The organism is Winogradskyella arenosi (assembly GCF_003337305.1).
Lineage (GTDB): Bacteria > Bacteroidota > Bacteroidia > Flavobacteriales > Flavobacteriaceae > Winogradskyella > Winogradskyella arenosi.
On record NZ_QPJO01000003.1, the window covers coordinates 321,555 to 346,734 of the forward strand.

Below are 25,180 nucleotides of genomic sequence, written 5' to 3' on the forward strand. Positions count from 1 at the left end.
ATGGATATTAAAGCATACATAGAATCAGGGATTTTAGAATTGTACGTTGCAGGACAACTTTCTGAAAACGAAAATCAGGAGGTTTATGAACTGTTACGACAACATCCGGAGCTCCTACAGGAAGTTTTAGAAATTGAAGCGGCTGTGCTTAAGCTTACCGCGGCGGCATCACCAGGTGCTCATAGTTTTGAAGCAATTAAAGCCAACTTAAAAGACGCTAACAATCCTAAAGTGGTGAAGTTAGCTCCGAGAAAAACCAATTGGTTGGCTTACACCGGATGGGCAGCCTCTATAGCCTTGGCGGCAGGTTTCTTTTGGACCTTAAATCAGAAAAACGATTTAGAGCAACAACTACAAACCGCAGATATTGAAAACCGTTATTTAGAAACTCAGATTGAAACCGCAAAATCTGATTTGGCAACCACTAAAAATTTATTAGACATCCTTAGAGATCGAGATATTATTAGCGTACCCTTGGGAGGCCAAGGGAATTATGCTTCAAGTTTCGCTAAAGTCTATTGGAACAAATCGGATAATACCATCTATCTAGATGCTGAAGGTTTACCCGACGCCCCTGAAGGTAAGGTATGGCAGGTTTGGTCATTAACTTTAAATCCTCTGACCCCTACTAGTTTAGGGACCATTGACGATTTTAATAGCGATACCAATAAGATTTTCACTATGGCTAATGCTAATGAGAGTCAAGCCTTTGGAATTACTTTAGAACCAGAAGGCGGAAGCGAATCACCAACCATGGAACAACTTTATACGCTAGGTGTTGTAGAGGTCAACCCTTCCTAAACCGGATAAATACAATAAAAAAAAGCCAACTAATAGAGTTGGCTTTTTTTTATTTTTATAACACATACAGAACGTTTTATACAAAAAAGCTCCACCATTGGTGAAGCTTTTATGGGCTGTAATAGCGTTTTATTATTGGATAACTAATTTCTGAGTCATTTTGGTTGTGCCTCCTTTAAACTCTAAAATATAAACCCCTGTTTGTAATTGAAGTGCTACAGTTTGATCGCCTACTTGTAGTTTTCTTTTCGTAATTAACTTACCATCTATCGTATAGATATGCATAACGTTAAAAGTGGTATTACCCGCAATATTTAAAACATCGGTAGCAGGGTTCGGAAAAACTTGTAGGGTCTGAGCCGCAACATCATCAACACTTAAAAATCCACAATTCACAGGATCAAAAGTTACTAAACCTAACGTTGAAATATCATTCGCATGAACAATTACAGCTTCAGCATCGGCTAAAGTATTCGGTGTATTTTCTTCATCCCAACAGTTATTCATTGCCATAAGCGCATTCCCCGTATTGTTATAAAGCGCATAGGTTGTTCCGCCATTTCCATTTTCTGAAAATACATTTTGTCCCACATTGTCTACACCATCACCTAAATTAATAGACGCTTCATCAATGACGGTAATTCCCCAAAGGTTACGTCTAATTTCATTTCCGCTAGCTATAACGTTCATCGTTGCTGAAGGCGAATTAAGTGAGATCCCACTTCCTCCTAAATTAGGACTTCCTTGGGTATCATTATCTTCAATAATATTGTTTCTAATATAAGCAAACGAATTGCCTCCTAATATAGAGATCCCGTAACGGTTGTTGTTGATAATATTATCATCAATAATAGCATTAATGGTAGCTCCGAAAAAGTTAGACACGGCAATAGCGCCAACCTGATCTAAGGCACGGTCTCCAATAATGGTATTCTGAATAATTTGTAAAGGTGACGATGCTAAGGTTGTCCCAAGGTTAATTTGAGGACGGTTGTTATTCGTTTGGTTATTTCCTTCAATATAATTATTAAAAATATAAGGTGATACATCACTATTGGCTCCAGAACTAATAGCTGGAGTATCATTAAAGGTGATGGTATTATTGGTAATCTGAGCTTGCCCTCTAGACAATGCGATAACCCCTCCTGTTGCAGCACCCGAAACATTATTTGTAATTAAACAATTATCAATACTAAAGGTTTCTGTAAGCACACGAAGTCCACCACCATACTGAATTGTGGCATTAGAAATGGTGATAACTGAAAGTTGCTCAAAACGGAAACCTTCGTACGGCATCGCAGGATCAATAGCGGTAAAAACAACATTATCAGCGCTAACGGTAAAGTTCCCCGATACGCTGATTAAAACATCAGCACCAATTTCAATTGTAGCATCTGATGCAATCAACAGGGCATCGGAAGCCGCAATGCTCAAATCATCCGTTAGGGTGTAAACACCATCGGAAACTGAAAGGGTTGATGGACTTAAAGCCACCAAATCGTCTAAGCTATAAGTTACACCTGTATCAGGTGTTGTGTAGCCTTGTGCCACGAGCATACTTATGATACCAAAGTTTGCAAAAAGAGTAAGTAATAGTTTTTTCATGTTTAAAATTGATTTTTTAGTGCCTCTAAATTAAAGGAATTATCAATGCAAACGAAATTAGATCCCTATTTTTATAAGAAAACGATTACAAAATAAGCAGTCTTCGAGAAGTACGACTTCAGAAGCTTTGCTATAGTTCTTACTCCCCTAACCCTTGGTTATATATGTATAATTAAAGCCCATGACCGAGGGAATTATCTTGAAGATGTTAAATCATTTTAACGCTTTTCCTACAATTTAACAACTCTCGTAATGCTTTTAACAAACGGTATTAAAGTCACGTTAAGAGGCCTTTAAAATTCGATATCGACCTCATATCTTTTTATCTTAGTAGTGAATTCAATGAATAATAATTTTAAAAATAATATCACAAATGGAAAATTTAAATAAGAAGACCGTTGCAATTTTAGCAACAAACGGATTTGAGGAAAGTGAGTTAAAAGAGCCAATGCAAGCTTTAAAAGAAGCCGGAGCAGACGTTCATATTATCTCAGATGTTTCAGGTAAAATACGCGGGTGGGAAGACGGAAATTGGAGTAACTCCTATGATGTTGATAAAACTTTAGAAACAGCATCACAATCGGACTACAATGCCTTAATGTTACCAGGTGGGGTTATGAATCCGGATACCCTACGTCAAAATAAGGATGCTGTAAATTTTGTAAAATCCTTTTTTGAACATAAGAAGCCTGTTGCAGCAATTTGCCACGCCCCTTGGTTATTAGCAGAAGCTGATGTGTTACAAGGACGAAAAATAACATCTTACGCCTCTATTAAGAAAGATTTGATTAATGCAGGAGCCGAATGGGAAGATAGCGAAGTGGTTGTAGATCACGGTTTAGTAACGAGTAGAAATCCTAACGATTTACCAGCATTTAATGCAAAATTAGTTGAGGAAGTTTATGAAGGTAAGCATCAAATGCAAACGGCGTAAACCTTTGATATTTATAAAATAAAAAAAGCGAACTTTAAAAGTTCGCTTTTTTTATGTCCGTACTCAACCGTTAAGCTAAGTAGTATGGTTAAGGGGTCTTATTTTGTCCCCATTAATTCAACATCAAAGACTAAGGTTGCATTAGGAGGAATAACGCCACCAGCACCAGCAGCACCATAAGCCAAATCACTTGGAATCACAAAACGTGCTTTATCACCAACGCTTAATAAACAAATTCCTTCATCCCAACCTGGAATCACTTGACCTACTCCAACTTGAAAATCTAAAGGTGAATTTCTTTTATAAGACGAGTCAAAAACAGTACCATCTGCTAACTGTCCTTTGTAGTGTACAGAAACCATATTTCCTTTTTCTGCTTTTTTACCCTCTCCTTTTTGGATAATTTTATAACGTAAACCAGAAGCTGTTTCTTCAAAACCTGCAGCTAATTTATCTAACTCTGCTCTTGCAGCTTCACGCTCTGCAGCAATACGCTTTTCGCGAGAACCTTCAAAAGTTCTAAAAGCTTCAACCGCGTTAAAGTTTTCAGCAGCATCACCTTGTCTTACTATTTCTAAGCTTTCAATCTGATCGCCTTGAGCGATAACATCAACAACATCTTGTCCTTCAACAACATTTCCAAAAACAGTATGCTTGTTATCTAACCAGTCTGTTGCAACATGTGTAATATAAAATTGACTTCCGTTAGTTGCAGGACCAGAATTAGCCATGGCTAAAACTCCAGGACCGCTGTGTCTTAAATCAGGATGAAATTCATCATCAAACTTATACCCAGGATTTCCGGTTCCGGTTCCTTGTGGACATCCCCCTTGAATCATAAAATCTGGAATAACTCTGTGAAATTTTAAACCATCATAATAAGGTGTCCCTTGTGGCTTTACTGCGTTTTCTAAATTCCCTTCTGCTAAGGCAACAAAGTTACCCACTGTTCCAGGAGCTTTTTCAAACTCTAAATTTACTAATATCTCACCTTTTGAAGTGTTGAATTTTGCGTATAAACCGTCTTGCATTGTGTGTGTTTTTATTTAAAGCTGCAAAGATAGTGAATTGAAAGTTGAATACATAAGGCAATAAGTTTAAAGACGCTAATTAAAAATCGATCCCTAAGCATCAGTTTAAGTAACATTTAAATTGAAGCGTAGTGAAGATTTATAGGTTGTATCGAGAACCGTTTAAACCCACCTCATATAAATCACTGCTCCCTAACTGAAAAACAAATCCCTTTTTTAATATATTATATCGAAAAGACTATGTACCAACCATGGTTCTCGATACACCTCCTACGTCGGCACTCGAACTGACGAAAAAGTACAAGACAACCACAAGAAACAATCAAAAAACCACAACCACCCCGTCAGTTCGAGTGACATTTAAATCGAAGCGAAGCGAAGATTAAAATGGTGTATCGAGAACCTCAAAAATTGGGCAAGTAAATTAATAATCTTAGTTTTGAAAAAAACTAAACAATGGCATTTTCAATAGCACAACTTTTCGGTAATAAAACTTCTAAATCTCAAGATTCTATTGAAGCCATTATAAATGATGTCGAAAACAACCCATTCGGAGTTGCCGAAACAAACGTTTTATTTGCAGGACTTAATGAATTAGGAGGCTACTACTTTTTTCAAACCGTAATTGTTGGTGACTTAAATGTAAAATGTAAAAAAGGAGCACAGCTAACGTTCATTGGTGATGGTTTTAAACTGAAACTCGAAGCCGATATGCCTGAGTTTGAATCTGAAAGTTCAGACGTTAAAGGACGCTATGTCACTAAAATCGATTTTCAGATGGAACAAAGTGACGTTGAAAAATTAGAAATAGCCACTTTACAAAAAATTCAATTGAAAGTTAAAGAACAGGATTTGTCTTTTGCTAAATATGTGGTACTTGAAGATTCAGAAGCCCATAACAAAGAAGAGGAATAGAAAAACTCATCTCACGTCAGTTCGAGTGAAATTAAAATTGAAACATCGTGGAAATTTGAATGTTGTATCGAGAACTATTACAAAGCCAATACCTCAAACACCAACTATTTTAACCTCAAACTAAAACCCACCAATCGTCAGTTCGAGTGATATTAAAATTGAAACATCGTGGAAATTTAAATGTTGTATCGAGAACTATTAAAAGACCAATACCTCAAACACCAACTATTTCAACTTCAAACTAAAACCCACCAATCGTCAGTTCGAGTGATATTAAAATTGAAACATCGTGGAAATTTAAATGTTGTATCAAGAACTGTTACAAAGTTATTACTTCAATCACAGACCTTTTAAACTTCAGTCTAAACTTCACCAATCGTCAGTTCGAGTGAAATTAAAATTGAAACAACGTGGAAATTTAAATGTTGTATCGAAACTATTACAAAGCCAATACCTCAAACACCAACTATTTTAACCTCAAACTAAACTTCACCAATCGTCAGTTCGAGTGATATTAAAATTGAAACATCGTGGAAATTTAAATGTTGTATCAAGAACTGTTACAAAGTTATTACTTCAATCACAGACCTTTTAAACTTCAGTCTAAACTTCACCAATCGTCAGTTCGAGTGAAATTAAAATTGAAACAACGTGGAAATTTAAATGTTGTATCGAGAACTATTAAAAGACCAATACCTCAAACACCAACCATTTCAACTTCAAACTAAAACCCACCAATCGTCAGTTCGAGTGAAATTAAAATTGAAACAACGTGGAAATTTAAATGTTGTATCGAGAACCTTTACAAGTCCAGGACTTCGAACACCAACTATTTCAACCTCAGTCTAAACTTCACCAATCGTCAGTTCGAGTGAAATTAAAATTGAAACAACGTGGAAATTTAAATGTTGTATCGAGAACTATTAAAAGACCAATACCTCAAACACCAACCATTTCAACTTCAAACTAAAACCCACCAATCGTCAGTTCGAGTGAAATTAAAATTGAAACAACGTGGAAATTTAAATGTTGTATCGAGAACCTTTACAAGTCCAGGACTTCGAACACCAACTATTTCAACCTCAGTCTAAACTTCACCAATCGTCAGTTCGAGTGAAATTAAAATTGAAACAACGTGGAAATTTAAATGTTGTATCGAGAACTATTAAAAGACCAATACCTCAAACACCAACTATTTCAACTTCAAACTAAACCCCACCAATCGTCAGTTCGAGTGAAATTAAAATTGAAACAACGTGGAAATTTGAATGTTGTATCGAGAACCCTCAAATAAAACGACTCTCGATACAAAATCTATTGTAAACTAAGGCTAGCGCCTCAAAACGTCTTAATTGGCCACTTCACTCATAAACTTAATACGATATAATCTTAATTCTTCATCATCATAATCGCCATCAAACTCTTCAATAGCATCATCAATTTTATCGCTTTCCGTCTCCATGAAATAGTCATGAATTTCTTCCTGTTGATCTTCGTCTAAGATATCATCAATCCAATAGTCGATATTCAGCTTGGTACCAGAAAAAACAATGGCTTCCATTTCCTTTATAAACTTAGACATGTCCATACCTTTAGACTCAGCAATATCATCTAATGGTAATTTTCGGTCTACATTCTGAATGATATATAGTTTTATTGCCGAATTGGTTCCGGTAGATTTCACGACCATATCTTCAGGTCTTAGAATATCATTATCCTTTACATAGTCGGCAATTAGATTTACAAAATCCTTACCGTATTTTTTAGCCTTACTTTCTCCAACTCCATGCACATTGTTTAACTCTTCAATAGTAATCGGATATTTTAAAGACATATCTTCTAAAGAAGGATCTTGAAAAATAACAAATGGAGGCACTCCTAACTTTTTGGCATTACGTTTTCGTAAGTCCTTAAGCATTTTCATTAATTTTTCATCGGCACTAGCGCCACCACCTTTAACATTAGTAACAATACCATCGTTAGAGGTTTCATCAAACACATGGTCTTCTGCCATCATAAAAGAACTAGGCGTCTTTATAAATTCTTGTCCTAATTCACTTAATCTTAAAACGCCATAAGTTTCAATATCTTTCTTTAAATAACGTGCTACTAATACTTGACGAATTAACGCCATCCAATAGCGTGGATCTTTAAACTTCCCTATTCCGAAAAAGGGTTGTTGGTCCGTCTTATGCGATGAAATAAGGGCATTAGAGTTTCCGACTAACACCTGCACTAAATCTTTCGCTTTATATTTTTCGTTAGTTTTAGAAACAGTTTCTAAGAGCATTTTCACATCATCTTGAGCTTCAACCTGCTTTTTAGGGTGACGCACATTATCATCCATATCCCCACCTTCGCCGGTTTCATTGTCAAACTCTTCACCAAAATAATGAAGAATAAATTTACGTCTAGACACCGACGTCTCGGCAAAAGCGACTACTTCTTGCAATAGCGCATGACCAATTTCTTGTTCAGCCACGGGTTTGCCCGCCATAAATTTTTCTAATTTCTCAATATCTTTGTAAGCATAATAGGCTAAACAATGCCCTTCGCCTCCATCTCGACCAGCACGACCTGTTTCTTGATAGTAGCTTTCTATACTTTTAGGAATATCGTGATGAATAACAAAACGCACATCGGGTTTATCAATCCCCATACCAAAGGCAATGGTCGCTACCACCACATCAGTATCTTCCATTAAGAACATATCCTGATGTTTTACACGGGTTTTAGCATCTAAACCGGCATGATAAGGCACCGCTTTTATGCCGTTAACCTGAAGCACTTGCGCTAAGCCTTCCACACGTTTTCGGCTTAAACAATAGATAATCCCTGATTTCCCTTCATTCTGTTTAACAAAACGAATAATATCAGCATCTACATTTTTAGTCTTCGGACGTACTTCGTAGTATAAGTTAGGACGATTAAAAGACGCTTTAAAGGTGACCGCATTTGGCATCCCTAAACTCTTTAATATATCTGCTTGTACCTTTGGCGTAGCGGTAGCGGTAAGTCCAACAATAGGAATGTCGTCACCAATACGTTTAATTATGGTCTTAAGATTTCGATACTCGGGCCTAAAATCGTGTCCCCATTCGCTAATACAATGGGCTTCATCTACGGCCATAAAAGAAATCTTGACGGTTCTTAGAAAGTCAACATATTCTTCTTTGGTTAAAGATTCAGGAGCGACATACAATAATTTTGTAATGCCGTTTGTAATATCGTCTTTTACGCGTTTTACTTCAGTTTTATTCAAAGAAGAGTTTAAAACGTGTGCCACACCTTCGTGTTCTGAGACGGCTCTTATGGCATCAACCTGATTTTTCATCAGTGCAATTAGTGGCGAAACCACAATAGCCGTCCCTTCTTTAATTAAAGCGGGAAGTTGATAACATAAAGATTTTCCGCCACCTGTAGGCATAATCACAAAGGTGTTATTACCTGCAACGACGTTCTTTATTACTTCTTCTTGTAGCCCTTTGAATTCAGAAAATCCAAAGTACTTTTTTAATGCGGAGTGTAAGTCAATTTCTGCAATACTCATTAATCCCTATTGGTATTTTATATACATTTGCAACAAGTTTAAAGATAATAAATTCTTTAAACCAAAAAAACTCAATAAAAAATAAGTTTTGAACACTAAGCAATCCATTTTACAAACGGCAACCTCCACGATAACGTTAGAAAGTAAAGCAATCGCAAATTTGTCTGAATTACTAACCGACGATTTTGCAGAAGCGGTACAATTAATCTATAATTCTAAGGGGCGTGTTATTATCACCGGAATCGGCAAAAGCGCCATTATTGCTAGCAAAATCGTGGCTACGCTAAATTCTACGGGAACACCATCGGTATTTATGCACGCTGCAGATGCCATCCATGGCGACCTTGGATTAATTCTTGAAAACGACATTGTAATTTGTATTTCTAAGAGCGGAAATACGCCAGAAATTAAAGTTTTAGTGCCACTTATTAAGAAAGCAAAAAATAAAATGATTGCTATAACAGGGAATATTGATTCCTTTTTAGGGCAAAATGCCGATTTTATTTTGAATGCTTTTGTTACAAAAGAGGCTTGTCCGAATAATTTAGCACCGACAACAAGCACAACAGCACAGTTGGTTTTAGGCGATGCTTTAGCAGTTTGCTTATTAGAATTACGTGGTTTTTCTAGTAATGATTTTGCAAAATACCACCCTGGTGGCGCCTTAGGAAAACGTCTTTACTTAAGAGTAAATGATTTGTCGTCTCAAAACCAAAAACCACAGGTTAATTTAGAGGCTTCGGTTAAGGAAGTTATTGTAGAAATCTCTGAAAAAATGCTTGGGGTAACGGCTGTTGTTGAAGATGAAAAAATCATAGGAATTATTACTGATGGGGATTTAAGACGTATGCTAAGTAAGAGTGATGATATTTCTAGCTTAAAGGCGAAAGATATTATGAGTAATGCGCCTAGACGTATCCAAGAAGATGCTATGGCTGTAGATGCGAAAGAAACAATGGAGACTTATGGCATTTCACAATTGTTAGTAGAGCACGACGGAAAATACGCAGGCGTTGTACATCTTCACGATTTAATAAAAGAAGGCATTATATAATGGCAAAAAAGAATATAGATGAGATGTCTTTTTTAGACCATCTCGAAGACTTAAGATGGCATTTAGTAAGAGCAACACTTAGCGTTGTCATTGCGGCAACCGTAGCTTTTATTTTTAAACGCTTTATTTTTGATGTCATCATCTTTGGGCCTACCCATATGACCTTCCCTACGTATAAAGGGCTTTGTGCTATGTCGCAACTTTTAGGCATGTCTGATGTGACCTTTTGTGCGGATAAACTCCCTTTTATTATTCAAAATAGAACGGTAGCCGGACAGTTCTCTGCCCATATTTGGACCTCTATTTATGCAGGTTTTATCATTGCCTTCCCTTACGTGTTATATCAACTGTGGAGTTTTATTAGCCCAGGCTTAAAAGCTAGCGAACGTAAAAATTCTAGAGGATTTATTATTGTGGCCTCTATCCTATTCTTTATTGGGGTCTTATTTGGTTACTATATTATTACACCCTTATCGCTAAATTTCTTGGCGAACTATGAAATTAGTGATCAAATTAAGAATGAGTTTGATGTCAGTTCGGTTATTGCCATTGTAAGGTCATCGGCTATTGCTTCCGGTTTTGTTTTTGAATTACCTATTGTAATTTATTTCTTAACCAAGGTTGGATTAGTTACGCCACAAATCTTAAAAAAATATAGAAAATTCGCATTGGTTATTGTCCTTATTATATCGGCAGTGATTACACCACCTGATATTGCGAGCCAGGTTATTGTCGCTATTCCAATACTATTGCTTTACCAAATAAGTATTTACATTTCGGCCATAGTCGTTAGAAAACAAAATAGAAAAAATTCAAAAGTTAAGTCATAAATAGATGTCTGATATAGTAAAAGAATTCAATGATTATCGTGCTAAAATGAACGATAAGATCCTTGCAGATAATAATAAAATTGTAAAACGTATTTTTAACTTAGATACGAATGCCTTTCAAGAAGGGGCCTTAGATAAAAAAACCAAAGAGCTTTTAGGTTTAGTGGCGTCTACAGTATTACGATGTGATGACTGTGTAAAATACCACCTTGAAGCCTCTTATAACGAAGGGATTTCTAAAGCCGAAATCAGCGAGGCTTTAGGGATTGCAACCCTAGTGGGAGGAACTATTGTAATTCCTCACCTAAGACGTGCTCACGAATATTGGGATGCCATAGAGCAGCATCATGCCGATACAGAGGTTTAATTGCAGCGTATAGACAAGGTTAAACTTGTTATAAATGCGCCAAGTGAACCAAAAAATCTATGAGATTTTATTATTTTTAGCATTCTAAAGCCAAATATGAAGTTACGAGCAGAACATTTAATGAAGTCCTACAACGGACGAAAAGTAGTAAAAGATGTGTCCCTAGAAGTCAATCAAGGAGAAATTGTTGGATTATTAGGTCCTAATGGCGCTGGTAAAACCACATCTTTCTATATGATTGTAGGAATCATAAAACCCAATGGTGGTAACATTTATTTAGATGACACCAACATTACCAAGTACCCAATGTATAAGCGGGCTCAAAATGGTATTGGGTATCTGGCTCAAGAAGCTTCTGTGTTTAGAAAACTGAGTATTGAAGATAATATTTTAAGTGTTTTACAACTTACTAAATTAAGTAAGAAAGAGCAACATCATAAAATGGAATCGCTTATTGAAGAATTTGGTCTTGGCCATATTAGAACCAATAGAGGTGATTTACTGTCTGGTGGCGAACGTCGTAGAACAGAGATCGCTCGTGCCCTAGCAACAGACCCTAGTTTTATTCTTTTAGATGAACCGTTTGCAGGTGTAGACCCTGTTGCGGTGGAAGATATTCAGCGTATTATTGCTAAACTAACCAAGAAAAACATTGGTATCTTAATTACAGACCACAACGTCCAAGAAACCTTAGCCATTACAGATAGAACGTATTTGATGTTTGAAGGTAATATTCTCAAGGCCGGAAAACCTGAAGATTTAGCCAGTGATGAAATGGTTCGTAAAGTGTATTTGGGTCAAAACTTTGAACTTCGTAAAAAGAAATTGGAATTCTAAAACCGAGTTCCTTTTTCCTTATTTATTTTATTCAACTTTACCTTTAGAGCGCATATTACGCTAAAGGTTAATTTCGCTAGGTGTAAAAATCTAGCAATAGCCCTCTACGCTATTCCTATACTGCAATAGAAATTCTAAGTTGAAGGCTTTTCAGGTTTAAAAAACAACAAGAGTTTAGTGCGCTTCTTTTTTCTTAGGAAGTAACGCTTTAACAGCGCTTACCAATAACAAACAAGCAATTCCGGCAATTAAACCAACAATAAAATCTCTTAAAATCGCAGGGATCTGTTCTAAAAAGTGATGCATAAACTCCACGTTATGAACAAAAATTCCACCAGAAACTAAGAGCAACGCAATGGTTCCGATAACGGATAAACTCTTAATAACGATCGGTAAGGCTTTTACTAAAAAATTCCCGATGTTAAATAGGAAACCTTTACCGCCATTACTTTTATTAATAAATCGTAAACCTAAGTCGTCCATTCTTACAATTAAGGCTACAATACCATAGACTCCTACCGTCGCGATAAGTGCCACAATAGAAACCACTATAATTTGAGTAACCAAAGGTTCATCAACCACAGTTCCTAAGGCAATAATTACAATCTCTACCGATAATATAAAGTCGGTTAAGACGGCAGATTTAATTTTCTTTTGCTCTGCTTCCAGCAGTTCCGCCTTGGTTAAATTCTCATTGAGATCAACCTTTACCGTTTTTGGATGCGGCACTATAAATTCATAAATCTTTTCGGCACCCTCATAGGCTAAATAGAAGCCTCCGAGAATTAAAATAATGACAATGGCTACCGGCACAAAAGCACTTAGCAAAAAGGCTAAGGGCAAAATAATCAGCTTGTTTAATAAGGAGCCCTTGGTTATGGCCCATAAGACTGGTATTTCTCGAGACGACACAAATCCGGATGCTTTTTCTGCATTAACGGCCAAATCATCACCTAGGATTCCTGCTGTTTTTTTCGTGGTTATTTTAGTCATTACCGCTACGTCATCCATGATTGCTGCGATATCATCTAGTAGTGCAAAAAATCCTGAAGCCATTTATCTGTGTTGTTTTAAATGAATACCTGTTAAACCTTAAGTTAAAATCTTAATGAATTTTAGACTTGGTCAATAATGAAAGTAAAATATAGAGTCCGATTATTAATGGAATGGCTGCAAAATGAAGTACTACAATACACACCACACTTAGCAATAAAAAGATATAACGCACCGCATTATCTTTAAAACCGTAATTTTTAAATTTCAATGCGAATAACTTAATGTTAGAATTTAGCAAGTAGCAACTCAACAAGGTTAACCCGATTAAAAACCACTTATTAATAATGATGTTATTAATAAGGTCGCTATTCTGATACTCTAAAATTAAGGGTAAGGCTAAAATCACTAAGGTATTGGCCGGTACGGGTAAACCTTTAAAATAGGTTTGCTGATCTTCATCAATATTAAATTTAGCCAAACGATAGGCAGAGGCTAGAGGAATAAACAAGCCAATTAACGGAAGTACAGACAATTTAAATCCTTGCCAATGGAAAATGGAATTCCAACTATCACTGTACGCTGCGTAATCTGGAGCATCTACAGTTAGGGAAATCAATTTAAACATAATGATTCCGGGCACAACGCCACTAGTAACTAAATCGGCAAGCGAGTCTAACTGAATCCCCAAGGGACTTTGCACATTGAGTTTGCGCGCCAAGAGTCCGTCGAAAAAATCAAAGAAAATTCCTAAAAACACAAAAATAGCAGCCGCAATAAAGTTTCCGTTTACGGCAAATATCACGGCAATACATCCCGAAAATAAGTTGAGAAGTGTTACAAGGTTAGGAATGTGTCTTTTGAAACTCATAAGTTTATTTTTTGTAAAAATAGAAAAGAATTTTTGTCTGAACGGATATTTTTTCAAATTCAGAGCTTTTGCGTTAAGGGTTCTCGCTGTAGGATTATATTTCAACATAAGATTGGAAACAACACAACATTATAAGACTTCAAAACATTAGGTTCCACCCAAAATAAGACAACAGTAGAACGTTAATTTTGTCCTTTAGACGCATTTGCTATTAGAAAGGGCATTAAAAACAAGATCTTAAAGGATTAAAACAATAAGAACCTTGTTCTAGAGTTAAATAGATAGAAAAATATTATGCATCTTTGTAAAAAACTTTGCTGTTGAAAAATTACTATGTAACGCTCCTAATGCTTGTGACTCTTACAGTTTCAGCACAAACAACGCGGAAATATTCAAATGAATTTATGAATATTGGTGTTGATGCTGCAGCTTTGGGGATGAGTAATGCTGTGGTCTCACAAACAGCGGATGTTAATTCGGGCTATTGGAACCCTGCTGGCTTAGTCCATATAGAAGACAATCAGTTGGCCTTAATGCACTCTAGCTACTTCGCTAATATTGCCAATTACAACTATATTGCCTACGCACTTCCTATAGATAATAAAAGTGCCATGGGGATTTCATTAATTCGTTTTGGTGTCGATGATATTTTAGACACCACACAATTAATTGATGACCAAGGCAATATTAATTACGATAGAATTAGCACTTTTTCTACTGCCGATTACGGACTAACCTTCTCTTACGCAAGAAAACTTCCTTTAGATGGTTTTAATTATGGCGTTAATGCGAAAATCATTCGACGAATTATCGGTGATTTTGCCTCGTCTTGGGGTTTTGGTTTCGATGCAGGAATTCAGTTTGAAGGAAAAAACAATTGGAAATTTGGACTGATGGCTAGAGATATTACCACCACTTTTAATGCCTGGTCTATTGATGAAGAGAAGTTTGAAGCGATTAGTGGTGCTGTTGATGGTGAAAACCAAGAACTTCCTGAAACCACAGAAATTACTATTCCTAAACTTCAAATTGGTATGTCAAAGAAATGGCTATTTAATTATGACTATTCCTTATTAGCAGCAGCGAATTTAAATATGCGTTTTGCAGAGAACAACGATATTATTTCTACCTCATTTGCTAGTATTAATCCGGCTTTAGGCTTTGAGTTTGGTTATACCGATTTAGTATTTTTACGCGGTGGTGTTGGTAATTTTCAGAACGAATTACAGATTGATAACTCAGAACAAGTCACCTTTCAACCTAATTTTGGTGTTGGTTTTAAATACAAAGGCATTGCCATTGATTATGCGTTTACAGATATTGGTGATCAGAGTGCCGCTTTATATTCCAATGTCTTTTCTTTAAAAATAGACTTTAGTGTCTTTAGATAATGTAATACCCTATGAAAGTTAGACTCTCCTTTCTTGTTTTACTTTTCACCTTTAGCTTTGCGTTTACCCAACCTTTTCAACTTTCTGAAAATGCTAAAATCTCAGTATTAACGGTAGGCCCTGGCACTTCTTTAAATGATGCTTTTGGCCATAATGCCTTCAGAATTAAAGATCCATCACGTGGAATAGATGTTGTTTATGGTTATGGCGAATATGATTTTGATGCGCCCAACTTTTATTTGAAATTTGCTCAAGGGAAACTGAATTATCTCATTAGCAGGCATCCCTTTCAGAATTTCTTTTATGCTTATAAGCGCGCCAACCGCACCATTGAAGAACAGGTATTAAATCTTACTTCAGAGGATAAACAGCACTTATTTGACTACTTAGAAAACAATTACAAACCTGATAACAGACGGTATTTATACGATTTCTTTTATGATAATTGTGCGACGAGGATTAGAGATGTCAGCCAAATCAGTACACAAACGCCAATTGTATTTACACCTCCACCAAGTTACGAACCAAAAACCTTTAGAACGTTAATCCACGAGCATGTAGGCCTTAACACTTGGGGAAGTTTTAGTATTGATTTGGCCTTAGGTTCGGTTATTGATCAAAAGGCTTCTCCTGAAGAATTTATGTTTCTTCCAAAGTATATTCACGCCTTTTTTGCGACTGCCAAGTTAAATGCAAACAAACCCTTAGTCAAAAGTTCGGCCACACTGTACCAAAAAAAGGACAGTTATACGCCCGCAAATAGTATAGGAACCCCATTAGTTATTATAGGCTTATTAGCCATAGGGATTCTTTTTATTACCTATAAAGACAAGAAAAACAAAACGAGAAGCGTTTGGCTCGATGTCACACTTTTTGCCCTTACCGGTCTTATTAGTGTGGTATTGCTTTTATTATGGTTTGCTACCGATCATTCTGCCACGGCTTTTAACTATAACCTCTTATGGGCATTTCCCCTTAATTTGTTTGTTATTGGGCAATTGCGAACCTCCAAAGCAAAGACTTGGTTTATTAAATACTTAAAATTACTTGTCATTTTACTGTGTTTATTAACCATGCATTGGATTATTGGCGTACAAGTCTTTGCCTTAGGATTACTTCCGTTTTTGATAGCCTTATTCCTGAGATATCTTTATATAATACAATGGTATAGAAACCATCAAATTTAAAACTAAGACTTTAGGATTTTAAGGCACCGTAAGGATTGCTGAGTTCTAAAAGACGTCGACGCTTTTTTAGGGATAGAATTTACGGAAGTAATTTCATCATCCATTCTTAATTTCTCGGGTTACGCGTTTAAACACCAACGCTCCACTTATTTACAGTCAGTAAAGGTTTATTCCTGATTTAGAAACACGGTTAGTCTTTAGAAAGTGTATTTACGGTATAATTTGGTAGAGCTAACCTTATCAGGGCATACAAAGTTTATTGTCCACGGTAATAGACAATAGTACTCAAGGTTTTTATAAAGATGCTGAAATCTAAGAAGACACTACGGTGTTTTATATAATAGAGATCATATTGCAGTTTGGTGAGGCTATCTTCAACAGAGGCCCCATAACGGGTACTCACTTGTGCCCAACCCGTTAGGCCTGGTTTAATGATATGACGGGTTTCGTAGAAGGGAATAATACGGGCTAATTCACTCACAAAAAAGGGACGTTCTGGTCGTGGACCTATGATACTCATATCGCCTTTAAGTACATTGTAGAATTGCGGAATTTCATCCATCCGAGAGCGTCTTAAAAACATACCGAATTTGGTAATCCGTGTGTCATTTTTTTGTGCCCATTTGGCGCCTTGCGCTTCCGCATCAACCACCATACTCCGTAGCTTAAGAATATTAAAAGGCTTACTGTTCTTACCGACGCGTTCTTGCCTGTAAAACAAAGGCCCTCGGTTCCCTAAGACATTTCCAAGGAGAATAAAGGGTATAAGGACCATTCCTATGACTAATCCTATAATGGAAAATAGGATGTCGAAAGTCCGTTGAAAAAAGATATAGAGCTTATTTTCATTACTGCGACTGAAGGGGAAGTATTTGTAAAAATCCTTACCCACAAATTGAATGGGAACTTTTTGAAGGAGTTCTTCATAAACTTGGGTATAATCTCTAATTTTAAACCCGCGTTCTAACAACACCATTAAATCATGGTAAACCTCAGCCATTATGGCTTCCGAATCAAAACTCGCGACTAAAATTTCAGATATTTTTTCTGTTTCAATGGTTCCTAGAAAGTCGGACGCTTCAAATTCTGGCAAGCCTTTAAACTTTACCGATTCATCTGAAGACTTTTCACTATTGATAAATCCGACAATTTTATAATTGGGATCCGTGGTATTTAAAGCTTTAATAAGGCCATCAATATTGGAAATCTCTCCCACTAATAGCACGCGTTTATAAAAACGCGGTGTTTCTATGAGATAAATGTAGAGAAGGCGCCATGAGAGCACCACCCCTATTAATGTAATATATAAATAGAAAATCTGAATTCGTTCTTCGGGTAAATAGGGCGAAAGCACTGGGGTTAACAGATAAAATAAGACCACCGTCGATACCGTAATAACGAGGTTTTTAAACGTGGTGTCTAAGCGACTGGCTTTTTGTAAATCGTAGAGTTCAAAGATACTGGCAAATATGATGTAATACACGCCTAGCAAGACTAAGGCTACAGTATTGGCAGCACTAAATTCAATATATTCAAATTTCACATAGAGACTTAAGCCATAGACCCCTAAATATAACATAACCAGGTCTAAAATTCTCAAGAGAATCTTGCGCTCCGATACTTCAAAATGAATATTCTTTTTCGCCAACATGATTAAAAAATAGTCTGGGTAAATATAAGAAGTCTATTGGATTTTTAACCTTTAATTAGTTCAAAACCATTTTCCATTGGTGTTTTACATAGTCCCAATCAAATAACTCCACTTTTTCCCGGGCTTTTTTCACCATCGCTTTTCGTTCTTCGGGCTGTGCTTTTAACTTTACAATGGCTTCTACAAAGGCTTTTGAATTGTTAGGGGGCACTAAGATCCCATCGACGCCCGCTTCAATGAGATACGGCATTCCTCCCACATTGGTGGACACAATGGGTAAGCCTAAGGCCATCGCTTCAATAACACTCACCGGCATATTATCAAAATTAGTGGTATTGATAAACACGTTGTAATCCTTTGCCATTGCGGTCCATTGTGCCTTTGTTAATTTCCCTGGCGTATTTACCTTAACGCCCAAGGTTTTCGCATAGGTCGTCACTTTTTCTAAAGATCCATCCGTATCTGGGCCTGCCATACATAAACTGGCTGTATAGCCTAAATCTTGAAGATTTTTTAATATATCTATGGCTAGACAAGGATTATAAATTTCAGAAAAGGAACGCACCCACAATAACTTGATACCTTCTATAGGTCTTGACGCAAAAGGATAGTTTTGTACTTGTAAACTATTAGGAATATAGTGAACCTTCGTAAAGCCTTGCTTTGTGAAGGCTTCCTTTAAATACAACGATGGTGAAACTAGCACTTTAGCCGGCTGAAACAACATTTTGGACAGTTTAGGGTTTTGTTTTAAACGCTGCGGCAAGTTCCCTCCATGTAGAATAGGAATATATGGAATCTGCAATAGACGACACACCTGACTTACGACTAGCGCGTAATAAAAATTTTGAGTGCTATAAGTATCGATTAATACATTATCCATACGGTATCCATACACTAAGGTGCCTTTAACCATATCTAAGATACGGGCTAATTTATTTTGAAATGCCGATTTACAGATGAGCTTAAATCCTTCTCCTTCTAAGGCCTGTGTTAAGCCTTTCATATAAGAAACGTTGGTCTTACGGCTCGATAAGTTGTTTCCTAGGTACAGGACGTTTTTTTTCATAAGTGATGTGTAATAGCGACAAACCGTATATAAACCCAGGTGCGGCAATACGCATGGCCGAGTGGTTGATGGTGGCAAACCAAAAAATCAGAAAAGAATAAAACAGTAAATTCCCTTTATGCTGCAAACGGTACACCAAAGGTGTAAAAATAAGTAAAAGTAAAATTATCAACCCAAAAATACCATGCTCAGAAAATAAACGACTCACCTCATTATGTGAAGCTATAATTTTCCCTTCCTCTTCTAAACGGACTTGTTTCATTCCATTCGCTCCTACTCCAAAAAAAGGATGTCTTAAAAAGCCTTCAAATTCTCTGACAAACAAATCAACCCTACCTGTTGAAAGGTCTTCTTTTTCAACTCCTTTAGCATTCTTATTAGTATATCTATTTTCTATCATTCCCTCGGTTTGACTAGCTGTAATAGACCAAGTAATCATAACACTAAAACCTAATAAGAATAGAGAGCCTATAATTTGTTGCCTACGTTTGTACCTTGATTTTCCATACAAAACTATTAAAAATCCAATTATCATCATAATGGCTGTAATTACCCCACCCCGACTAAAGGTCACCAAAGCCCTAAAAGAGACTAAAGCTAAAAATCCTAAATTAAACAGTTTTAAAAACAAACTTGGTGATTTTAGAAAAAAACGTACCGTCAACACTACCATACCCAAACCTAATAAACTTGCTACTTGATTGGGACCATAGCCACCAGAGGCTTCAAAATTAGACCCAGTCCCTTGTAAAACGTCTTTGATACTAGGGTTATATAAGAATAAATAAATCATCATCGCTAACACAGGAAAGGTCATACAAGCTAAAATTTGTAATAACTGCTCTTGGGTTATTTTTTTATCATAACAATACAAGGCTGAAGCCCCTAAACAAACCGGGCCACTTAATACAAAAGCTATAGACTTTCTAAAGTTTAAATCGTATCCTAATGTGGTAGACGCCACTAAAACCGCAGGCACTAGCAAAATAAAATAGATAAAATAAGGATAACTATTATTTGATACGCCAGTAAAAAACATTCCTACTAATACCAACAATATAATATAGTACTTAGAAAACTCATAAAACAGCCCTCCACCTGTCATCCTAAACAGTGATTCTGCGGCTGCAATATAGGCACACCCAAATAAGACCCACATGGTTTTAGAACGTTTTGGGGACAAGATTACCTTTCCTAGGAAATAAAAACAAACAACCGTAAAATAAAGATTAGAAAATAAAGGAATGAAATATACTCCCGCTCCTATAACCAAATGCAATACCACCAACGCCACATAGAGGTCATTGGTAAAACGGTATTTTTTTTTATAAGTTAGTATTTGATTCATTCTTAAGGGACAAATTTAAACATATAATGCTAGTATTTGCTTTATGCTTGCTGCTTCTGAAAATGTTTCAGCTACAAAATTTTGCAAACGTTTTCCGGTTTGCTGTCTCAGTTCGATATTAGTCATAAACATTTTTAAAGCTTTGGCTAACTCCTTGGGCTTTTGTGGTGGTATAAGCTCCCCATGCAGCTTTGATGGCACCACTAAATGACAATCCCCTACATCCGTTGCAATTACTGCTAGTCCACCTTGACCGTATTCTAATAATGCTAAAGGCAAGCCTTCAGATTTAGAGGCTAAGACCCCGATATCTGCTTGTGCGATAATCGCTGTGGTATCTTTACAACTGCCGTAAAAAAAGAAGCTTTCTTCTAAATGTAATGCTTCTACCGTTGTATTTATTCTTTCTGTATAAGCATCTTCAAAATCTTTCCCCACACAATGCAAGGTCCATTCTGGAAACTGCTGTACTACCTGTTTAAACCCCTTTAAAAGGGTTATATGATCTTTTTGAGCTCGTAAATTGGCTAAACATAAGACCCGTTTTCCTGTCACTCCTTTTAGTTTTGTTATGGTCTTTTTAACTGGATATGATACTACAAAATTGGGCAAAAACACAACATTTTTGCAGTACAGGTTGTGCTTATCCCAGTGTTTTAATACGGCATTTACAGTAATAATAGCTTTAAACGTTTTTGAACAGCATTTTAAAATGGTTTTGGGGCGTTGCTCTAAAAACTCACTATTTCCGTAATGATCATGCCAAATAATAATAAGCTTCGGGTGAACTAATTTTAATAAGGTCGCCATAAAATAAGAGCTCGCATGGGCATGTACAACGGTAATTTGTTCGTGTTTTATAAATTGTAAGAGACGTTTTAAAGCCCAGAAGTCCAAAGTTCTTTTGCGTTTTAAAAAGAGATAACCAACTTCTGCTTTTAAACCCTCCCTTAAAAGTCCTTCAGCTCGCGTGGCACATAAATAAGACCTCTCTACTTCTAAAATCAAAGCATTAGCTAGATTTACTGCCATTCTTTCCGCCCCACCTGCTTCTAAACTATCGATTAATTGAAGTATACGCATGATTATTTATAATATATTTTCTTTAATACTTTTTTTAAACGTGAAGATAACTTACGATTATAATTAGCTTTATTAGCGTATGGAAATTTAGTTCTTGGGGAATTCACATTTAAATAATTACAAATTAGTTGCCATTTATTTATATCATGCTCTAAATCTATAATTAATATTTCTTTTTTCTTTTCAAGAAAAAACATTTTGCACTCATTATTATGTTTATTATAGATCTGCCTATATTTATTTTCATCAGCAAAAGTATCATGACTACCATAAATATAATCATGATATTGAAATGAATTATTTCCGAAATGCCTTTGAATACTTTTTATCCACTTATCCTCATCACGAATAGTTAGGATAAATTTAGCATCAGGAAAAGCATCATATAATTCTTTATAAAATAAAAACCAAGGAGTATCCTGAAATGCATCATATTTCCCTAAAACTTGGCACGTATTTTCTGATAATTCAGATTTAGATGATGATCTAATTTTATCTAAATCAACCCCTTCTTTTAAACTACCACAAACCCGATAGCCTAATATCTGTAATGCTTTACCCATAGAAGATGTACCCGTTTTATGAAAACCTATAATAAACACTTTACTTTTAGGTTTTAAACATAGTCTTCTTCTTAACCCTAATAAAAAAGCGCCTGAAGGTTTCATACTATTTAACTCACTTCTACTTAATTCCGGAAAATTCATATCATTAAAGCTTGCATTAATTATTTAATAAAAAAAATAGAATAAAGAATTAATATGAGTCTATAAATAAAGTTTCATTGGTTTTTTATTGTGTTATACTCTACTAGTAAACCCCCCTTTCAAAACCTCTTGAATATCATTTTCTAAACGATCAAAGGTATATGCCTGTGACCATTCCATGGCTTTTTGCGCCATAAGGTCTAAATTTTGCGATTTAAATACCTTGGCAAATTCTGCTACTGCGGATTCTAGCTCTGGTTCTACTAAAATTCCACGCTCACCATAGCCCATCATCCAATGCACACAAGATACCGCTGTAGAGACAGGTATACAGCCAAAAAACATCCCTTCAGCTACAGCTTTTGGCCAACCTTCACTTTTAGATAATAAAATATTAAAATGGGCTGTTTGCAAAGCTGCCTTTACTACTGTTTTATCTTGGTTACCATGCATGGTCACACAAGACTCTAACTTTTTTTGTTCAATATAGGTTTCTAATTCTAATCGCAAAGGACCATTACCAAACAGCTCTAAACGCGCTGGAATCCCTTGTTGGTTTAGGCGTTCTATAAACTGAATGGTCAACAAAGGTCGTTTTCCAGGTACTAGCATGCCCGCAAATACAAATACCAGTGGTTTTGTATAGTCTTTAGGGCTAAACGGTACGCGTTCTTTATCTCTATAGGTCGCCGAAATAAAAGAATAGACATTAGAGGTTTCTCCAGGCCAATCGCCATAGACCAAGACTTTCATATTACGCGTTAAAACCGTATTTCTTAGAATGGCTTGTTGTAACCTGTACCCTATGGGTTGATTACTATTAGGATCCCAATTCCCTGCATACTTGGTCGATTTTTGCTTAAATGGAAATAGTAGTTGAACAAAGCAAGCAATTAAGCTTACATTAGCAGGACAACGTAAATGAATGTGATCTGCCCATGCCATTGCTCTTATCATCTGAAACACAATTAAAGGCATGCACACTAATGCTTTTAAAATATTAAAGATTGAGTTAAAAGCAAAAAAAGGAATATAATACCGCTCTATCTTTTCTGTACTAAATGACTTAAGCAAAACATCTTCCGGATACGAAAATGGTGCTAAGATGCGTTGTTCTTTTGCGTATTTAAACCACACATCCATTTCGTTAACATAAGGTGCATACGACCAGTATTTCCCCTCCTTCAAAATTGTAGGTGCTAATGCTATCACTAACAATTTATTTGTTTTATAATTCATATATATTCACTTGAATTATGATCATTAATTTTTATCGCTGGTACTCCTAAAACTGTTGTATTAGAAACAACATCTTTCGTTACTAAAGAATTTGCTCCTATAACTGCGCCATCACCAATGTTAATTTTACCAACCACCACAGCATTGGCTCCAATGTAAACGTTATTCCCTATGCTTGGCACCCCTCGTTTTTCTTTAATACCACTCACTCCAATGGTTACCCCTTGTGAAATGTTGCAGTTGTTTCCAATAACAGCATTTGCATTAATAATAATACCTCCAAAATGACCAATATAAAACCGTTCACCAATTGCAGCTGAGTATGGCAATGATATACCTGTTATAACCTCAATAAATTTTTGAGTTATTAAGCAAGGAATTAATAATAGGCGTCTCAACATACTTGGCATACTACTAACATAAATCGAATTTGAAATACGATATACAAATAATGCCCAAAGCCCTTGTTGAGTAAGTAATAGAACTAAACCATTAGTGTTACTATAGTCCTTGTATTTACCTATGTCCTTCTTAAATTTTAAAAACATTTAAATTATTAGGATTTATTACTATTAATGATACGATCATAAAATGCTATGTTCTGTTCTACAATGATATTAATATTGAAACGTTGTAGCACACTTTCTCGAGCATTTACACCCATTTCATCTGCCGCTTCAGGATTTTGAAATACCCATTTAATTTGCTCTGCTATATCCGAAGGATCATATGGATTACATAATAATCCTGTGTTACCATGATTTATAACTTCTGAACCAGGCCCTTCTTTTGTAAACAAAACAGGCTTAGCCATACACATGGCTTCAGGCGCTACTAAACCTAAGGTCTCCATGTGAGAAGGAAACGCACAAACGTGAGCACCAGCATATATTTTTGGCAATTCGTTGTAATCTATGACTCCTTTAAATGTAACACTACCACTGCCTTGTTTTAATTTAGGAACCTCTGTTGCTTTAAGCATTCCTATATAAGAGTCTCCATTAGGATAAAACCAATCTCTACCACAGATATCTAAACTAGCCTCAGGGAAATCTTCTAAAATATTGGCCATAGCTTGAATAAGTTGTCGAATTCCTTTTTTTTCACAGATTGTACCTGCAAAAACAATTTTAAAAGGCGTACTAGTGATCTTCAGAGGCTGGAAATGATTTAAATTTATCGGATAATTAATTCTTTCAACTGGGCGATTATCTAGAGATAAATATTTAGACGTATGTGTTTTAACAAAATCTGATACAGCCACAAATGCATCTGCATTTTTATACGATAGTTGTTCTTGAAATCCTTTCCAAACACCTACTTTACGTTTTTCGGATTCTGCAAAAAAGTGATGTCCACCATGCATCCGTATTACATAAGCAATGCCTTTTAGTTTTGGTAAGAAAGCCAAGCCCATATCTGAAGCCTCTACAATATCGATAGGTGTTTTAGAATGAATCGCTTCTATTTTTTTAGCAATAACCCGTGTATTAAAACACCAAGCTAACCCCTTTATACTTTTTGCGTGTAGCCTATGTACCTCTACTCCATTAACCACTTCCGAATCTGCATTAGGTGTATAATTTTTACCAACCACACTCACTTTAACTCCTTTTTCTACCAATGCTTTACTTATCGTGGCTATAAACGTACCAATGCCACCATGTGGAAATCCGGCTTTAGGGAACTCGTTTGTTAGAAAACAGATGTGCATAAA

The 25,180-nt window shown here is 36.0% G+C and carries 22 protein-coding genes; 9 read left to right on the plus strand and 13 right to left on the minus strand.

All coding sequences use genetic code 11. From position 1 onward, the window contains the following. On the plus strand, window positions 1-801 hold the full coding sequence (locus tag DFQ08_RS10530; protein ID WP_114309983.1) for an anti-sigma factor: 801 nt from the start codon (window positions 1-3) through the stop codon (window positions 799-801). A gap of 132 nt (window positions 802-933) precedes the next feature. Here DFQ08_RS10530 and DFQ08_RS10535 read toward each other — a convergent pair whose 3' ends face one another. Further along, on the minus strand, window positions 934-2,406 hold the full coding sequence (locus DFQ08_RS10535; RefSeq protein WP_114309984.1) for a T9SS type A sorting domain-containing protein: 1,473 nt from the start codon (window positions 2,404-2,406) through the stop codon (window positions 934-936). A 373-nt stretch (window positions 2,407-2,779) separates the two neighbouring features. Between DFQ08_RS10535 and DFQ08_RS10540 the strand changes: the two genes are divergently transcribed. Beyond that, on the plus strand, window positions 2,780-3,340 hold the full coding sequence (locus tag DFQ08_RS10540) for a type 1 glutamine amidotransferase domain-containing protein (protein ID WP_114309985.1): 561 nt from the start codon (window positions 2,780-2,782) through the stop codon (window positions 3,338-3,340). Window positions 3,341-3,438: 98 nt separating this feature from the next. Here DFQ08_RS10540 and DFQ08_RS10545 read toward each other — a convergent pair whose 3' ends face one another. Beyond that, on the minus strand, window positions 3,439-4,371 hold the full coding sequence (locus DFQ08_RS10545; RefSeq protein WP_114309986.1) for a peptidylprolyl isomerase: 933 nt from the start codon (window positions 4,369-4,371) through the stop codon (window positions 3,439-3,441). A gap of 456 nt (window positions 4,372-4,827) precedes the next feature. On the opposite strand from DFQ08_RS10545, the gene DFQ08_RS10550 reads away from it, so the two are divergent. After that, complete coding sequence (locus DFQ08_RS10550) at window positions 4,828-5,286, plus strand: hypothetical protein (RefSeq protein ID WP_114309987.1); 459 nt, start codon at window positions 4,828-4,830, stop codon at window positions 5,284-5,286. Window positions 5,287-6,634: 1,348 nt separating this feature from the next. Here DFQ08_RS10550 and recQ read toward each other — a convergent pair. Further along, entirely contained in the window at window positions 6,635-8,836 is a 2,202-nt protein-coding gene (recQ, locus tag DFQ08_RS10555) for a DNA helicase RecQ (protein WP_114309988.1), read from the minus strand. A gap of 88 nt (window positions 8,837-8,924) precedes the next feature. On the opposite strand from recQ, the gene DFQ08_RS10560 reads away from it, so the two are divergent. The 4 genes from DFQ08_RS10560 to lptB all read left to right on the plus strand — a co-directional run bounded on the left by DFQ08_RS10560 (window position 8,925) and on the right by lptB (window position 11,924). Beyond that, on the plus strand, window positions 8,925-9,890 hold the full coding sequence (locus tag DFQ08_RS10560) for a KpsF/GutQ family sugar-phosphate isomerase (RefSeq protein WP_114309989.1): 966 nt from the start codon (window positions 8,925-8,927) through the stop codon (window positions 9,888-9,890). Continuing rightward, window positions 9,890-10,720, plus strand: coding sequence for a twin-arginine translocase subunit TatC (gene tatC, locus DFQ08_RS10565; RefSeq protein ID WP_114309990.1), 831 nt, complete (start codon window positions 9,890-9,892; stop codon window positions 10,718-10,720). Before DFQ08_RS10560 ends, tatC begins: the two co-directional genes overlap by 1 nt. 4 nt (window positions 10,721-10,724) lie before the next feature. Beyond that, a complete protein-coding gene (locus DFQ08_RS10570) occupies window positions 10,725-11,087 on the plus strand; it encodes a carboxymuconolactone decarboxylase family protein (protein WP_114309991.1) in 363 nt (120 codons plus the stop codon). A gap of 96 nt (window positions 11,088-11,183) precedes the next feature. Continuing rightward, window positions 11,184-11,924 carry an LPS export ABC transporter ATP-binding protein gene (lptB, locus tag DFQ08_RS10575; protein WP_114309992.1) on the plus strand — a complete coding sequence of 247 codons (741 nt, stop codon included), beginning with the start codon at window positions 11,184-11,186 and terminating at the stop codon, window positions 11,922-11,924. A 174-nt stretch (window positions 11,925-12,098) separates the two neighbouring features. Here lptB and DFQ08_RS10580 read toward each other — a convergent pair whose 3' ends face one another. Beyond that, window positions 12,099-12,980, minus strand: coding sequence for a DUF808 domain-containing protein (locus DFQ08_RS10580; protein WP_114309993.1), 882 nt, complete (start codon window positions 12,978-12,980; stop codon window positions 12,099-12,101). Window positions 12,981-13,029: 49 nt separating this feature from the next. Further along, entirely contained in the window at window positions 13,030-13,788 is a 759-nt protein-coding gene (locus DFQ08_RS10585) for a CDP-alcohol phosphatidyltransferase family protein (RefSeq protein ID WP_114310184.1), read from the minus strand. A gap of 320 nt (window positions 13,789-14,108) precedes the next feature. On the opposite strand from DFQ08_RS10585, the gene DFQ08_RS10590 reads away from it, so the two are divergent. Together DFQ08_RS10590 and DFQ08_RS10595 are read left to right on the plus strand one after the other, a co-directional pair. Beyond that, window positions 14,109-15,179, plus strand: coding sequence for a putative type IX sorting system protein PorV2 (locus DFQ08_RS10590; RefSeq protein ID WP_245935417.1), 1,071 nt, complete (start codon window positions 14,109-14,111; stop codon window positions 15,177-15,179). An 11-nt stretch (window positions 15,180-15,190) separates the two neighbouring features. Further along, window positions 15,191-16,366, plus strand: a complete 1,176-nt coding sequence (locus tag DFQ08_RS10595; protein WP_114309995.1) for a lipoprotein N-acyltransferase Lnb domain-containing protein — start codon at window positions 15,191-15,193, stop codon at window positions 16,364-16,366. Window positions 16,367-16,622: 256 nt separating this feature from the next. Here DFQ08_RS10595 and DFQ08_RS10600 read toward each other — a convergent pair whose 3' ends face one another. The 8 genes from DFQ08_RS10600 to DFQ08_RS10635 all read right to left on the minus strand — a co-directional run bounded on the left by DFQ08_RS10600 (window position 16,623) and on the right by DFQ08_RS10635 (window position 25,177). Then, the gene (locus DFQ08_RS10600) at window positions 16,623-18,017 is read right to left on the minus strand and encodes a sugar transferase (protein ID WP_114309996.1); all 1,395 of its coding nucleotides are present in this window, start codon (window positions 18,015-18,017) and stop codon (window positions 16,623-16,625) included. A gap of 55 nt (window positions 18,018-18,072) precedes the next feature. Next, window positions 18,073-19,086: a glycosyltransferase family 4 protein gene (locus DFQ08_RS10605; protein WP_114309997.1), complete on the minus strand. Its 1,014-nt coding sequence runs from the start codon at window positions 19,084-19,086 to the stop codon at window positions 18,073-18,075. Continuing rightward, window positions 19,040-20,434, minus strand: a complete 1,395-nt coding sequence (locus DFQ08_RS10610; protein ID WP_114309998.1) for an O-antigen ligase family protein — start codon at window positions 20,432-20,434, stop codon at window positions 19,040-19,042. The genes DFQ08_RS10605 and DFQ08_RS10610 overlap by 47 nt, the downstream gene beginning before the upstream one ends. Before the next feature lie 15 nt (window positions 20,435-20,449). Then, a complete protein-coding gene (locus DFQ08_RS10615; protein WP_114309999.1) occupies window positions 20,450-21,517 on the minus strand; it encodes a glycosyltransferase in 1,068 nt (355 codons plus the stop codon). Window positions 21,518-21,519: 2 nt separating this feature from the next. Beyond that, entirely contained in the window at window positions 21,520-22,224 is a 705-nt protein-coding gene (locus DFQ08_RS10620; RefSeq protein ID WP_114310000.1) for a sulfotransferase family protein, read from the minus strand. Between the two features lie 93 nt (window positions 22,225-22,317). Beyond that, window positions 22,318-23,463, minus strand: a complete 1,146-nt coding sequence (locus DFQ08_RS10625) for a glycosyltransferase (protein WP_114310001.1) — start codon at window positions 23,461-23,463, stop codon at window positions 22,318-22,320. Beyond that, window positions 23,460-23,792, minus strand: coding sequence for a serine O-acetyltransferase (locus DFQ08_RS16340; RefSeq protein WP_245935418.1), 333 nt, complete (start codon window positions 23,790-23,792; stop codon window positions 23,460-23,462). The genes DFQ08_RS10625 and DFQ08_RS16340 overlap by 4 nt, the downstream gene beginning before the upstream one ends. A gap of 227 nt (window positions 23,793-24,019) precedes the next feature. Continuing rightward, on the minus strand, window positions 24,020-25,177 hold the full coding sequence (locus DFQ08_RS10635; RefSeq protein WP_114310003.1) for a glycosyltransferase family 4 protein: 1,158 nt from the start codon (window positions 25,175-25,177) through the stop codon (window positions 24,020-24,022). Window positions 25,178-25,180 lie beyond the last annotated feature (3 nt).

Bases quoted from the DNA above. Each gene is read 5' to 3' on its own strand.
- DFQ08_RS10610 (WP_114309998.1), bottom strand. From the start codon at position 20,434: ATGAATCAAATACTAACTTATAAAAAAAAATACCGTTTTACCAATGAC.
- DFQ08_RS10530 (WP_114309983.1), top strand. From the start codon at position 1: ATGGATATTAAAGCATACATAGAATCAGGGATTTTAGAATTGTACGTT.
- DFQ08_RS10635 (WP_114310003.1), bottom strand. From the start codon at position 25,177: ATGCACATCTGTTTTCTAACAAACGAGTTCCCTAAAGCCGGATTTCCA.
- DFQ08_RS10540 (WP_114309985.1), top strand. From the start codon at position 2,780: ATGGAAAATTTAAATAAGAAGACCGTTGCAATTTTAGCAACAAACGGA.
- DFQ08_RS10595 (WP_114309995.1), top strand. From the start codon at position 15,191: ATGAAAGTTAGACTCTCCTTTCTTGTTTTACTTTTCACCTTTAGCTTT.
- DFQ08_RS10535 (WP_114309984.1), bottom strand. From the start codon at position 2,406: ATGAAAAAACTATTACTTACTCTTTTTGCAAACTTTGGTATCATAAGT.
- recQ (WP_114309988.1), bottom strand. From the start codon at position 8,836: ATGAGTATTGCAGAAATTGACTTACACTCCGCATTAAAAAAGTACTTT.
- DFQ08_RS10585 (WP_114310184.1), bottom strand. From the start codon at position 13,788: ATGAGTTTCAAAAGACACATTCCTAACCTTGTAACACTTCTCAACTTA.
- DFQ08_RS10550 (WP_114309987.1), top strand. From the start codon at position 4,828: ATGGCATTTTCAATAGCACAACTTTTCGGTAATAAAACTTCTAAATCT.
- lptB (WP_114309992.1), top strand. From the start codon at position 11,184: ATGAAGTTACGAGCAGAACATTTAATGAAGTCCTACAACGGACGAAAA.
- DFQ08_RS10615 (WP_114309999.1), bottom strand. From the start codon at position 21,517: ATGCGTATACTTCAATTAATCGATAGTTTAGAAGCAGGTGGGGCGGAA.
- DFQ08_RS10625 (WP_114310001.1), bottom strand. From the start codon at position 23,463: ATGAATTATAAAACAAATAAATTGTTAGTGATAGCATTAGCACCTACA.
- DFQ08_RS10580 (WP_114309993.1), bottom strand. From the start codon at position 12,980: ATGGCTTCAGGATTTTTTGCACTACTAGATGATATCGCAGCAATCATG.
- DFQ08_RS10620 (WP_114310000.1), bottom strand. From the start codon at position 22,224: ATGAATTTTCCGGAATTAAGTAGAAGTGAGTTAAATAGTATGAAACCT.
- DFQ08_RS10570 (WP_114309991.1), top strand. From the start codon at position 10,725: ATGTCTGATATAGTAAAAGAATTCAATGATTATCGTGCTAAAATGAAC.
- DFQ08_RS10545 (WP_114309986.1), bottom strand. From the start codon at position 4,371: ATGCAAGACGGTTTATACGCAAAATTCAACACTTCAAAAGGTGAGATA.
- tatC (WP_114309990.1), top strand. From the start codon at position 9,890: ATGGCAAAAAAGAATATAGATGAGATGTCTTTTTTAGACCATCTCGAA.
- DFQ08_RS10605 (WP_114309997.1), bottom strand. From the start codon at position 19,086: ATGAAAAAAAACGTCCTGTACCTAGGAAACAACTTATCGAGCCGTAAG.
- DFQ08_RS10600 (WP_114309996.1), bottom strand. From the start codon at position 18,017: ATGTTGGCGAAAAAGAATATTCATTTTGAAGTATCGGAGCGCAAGATT.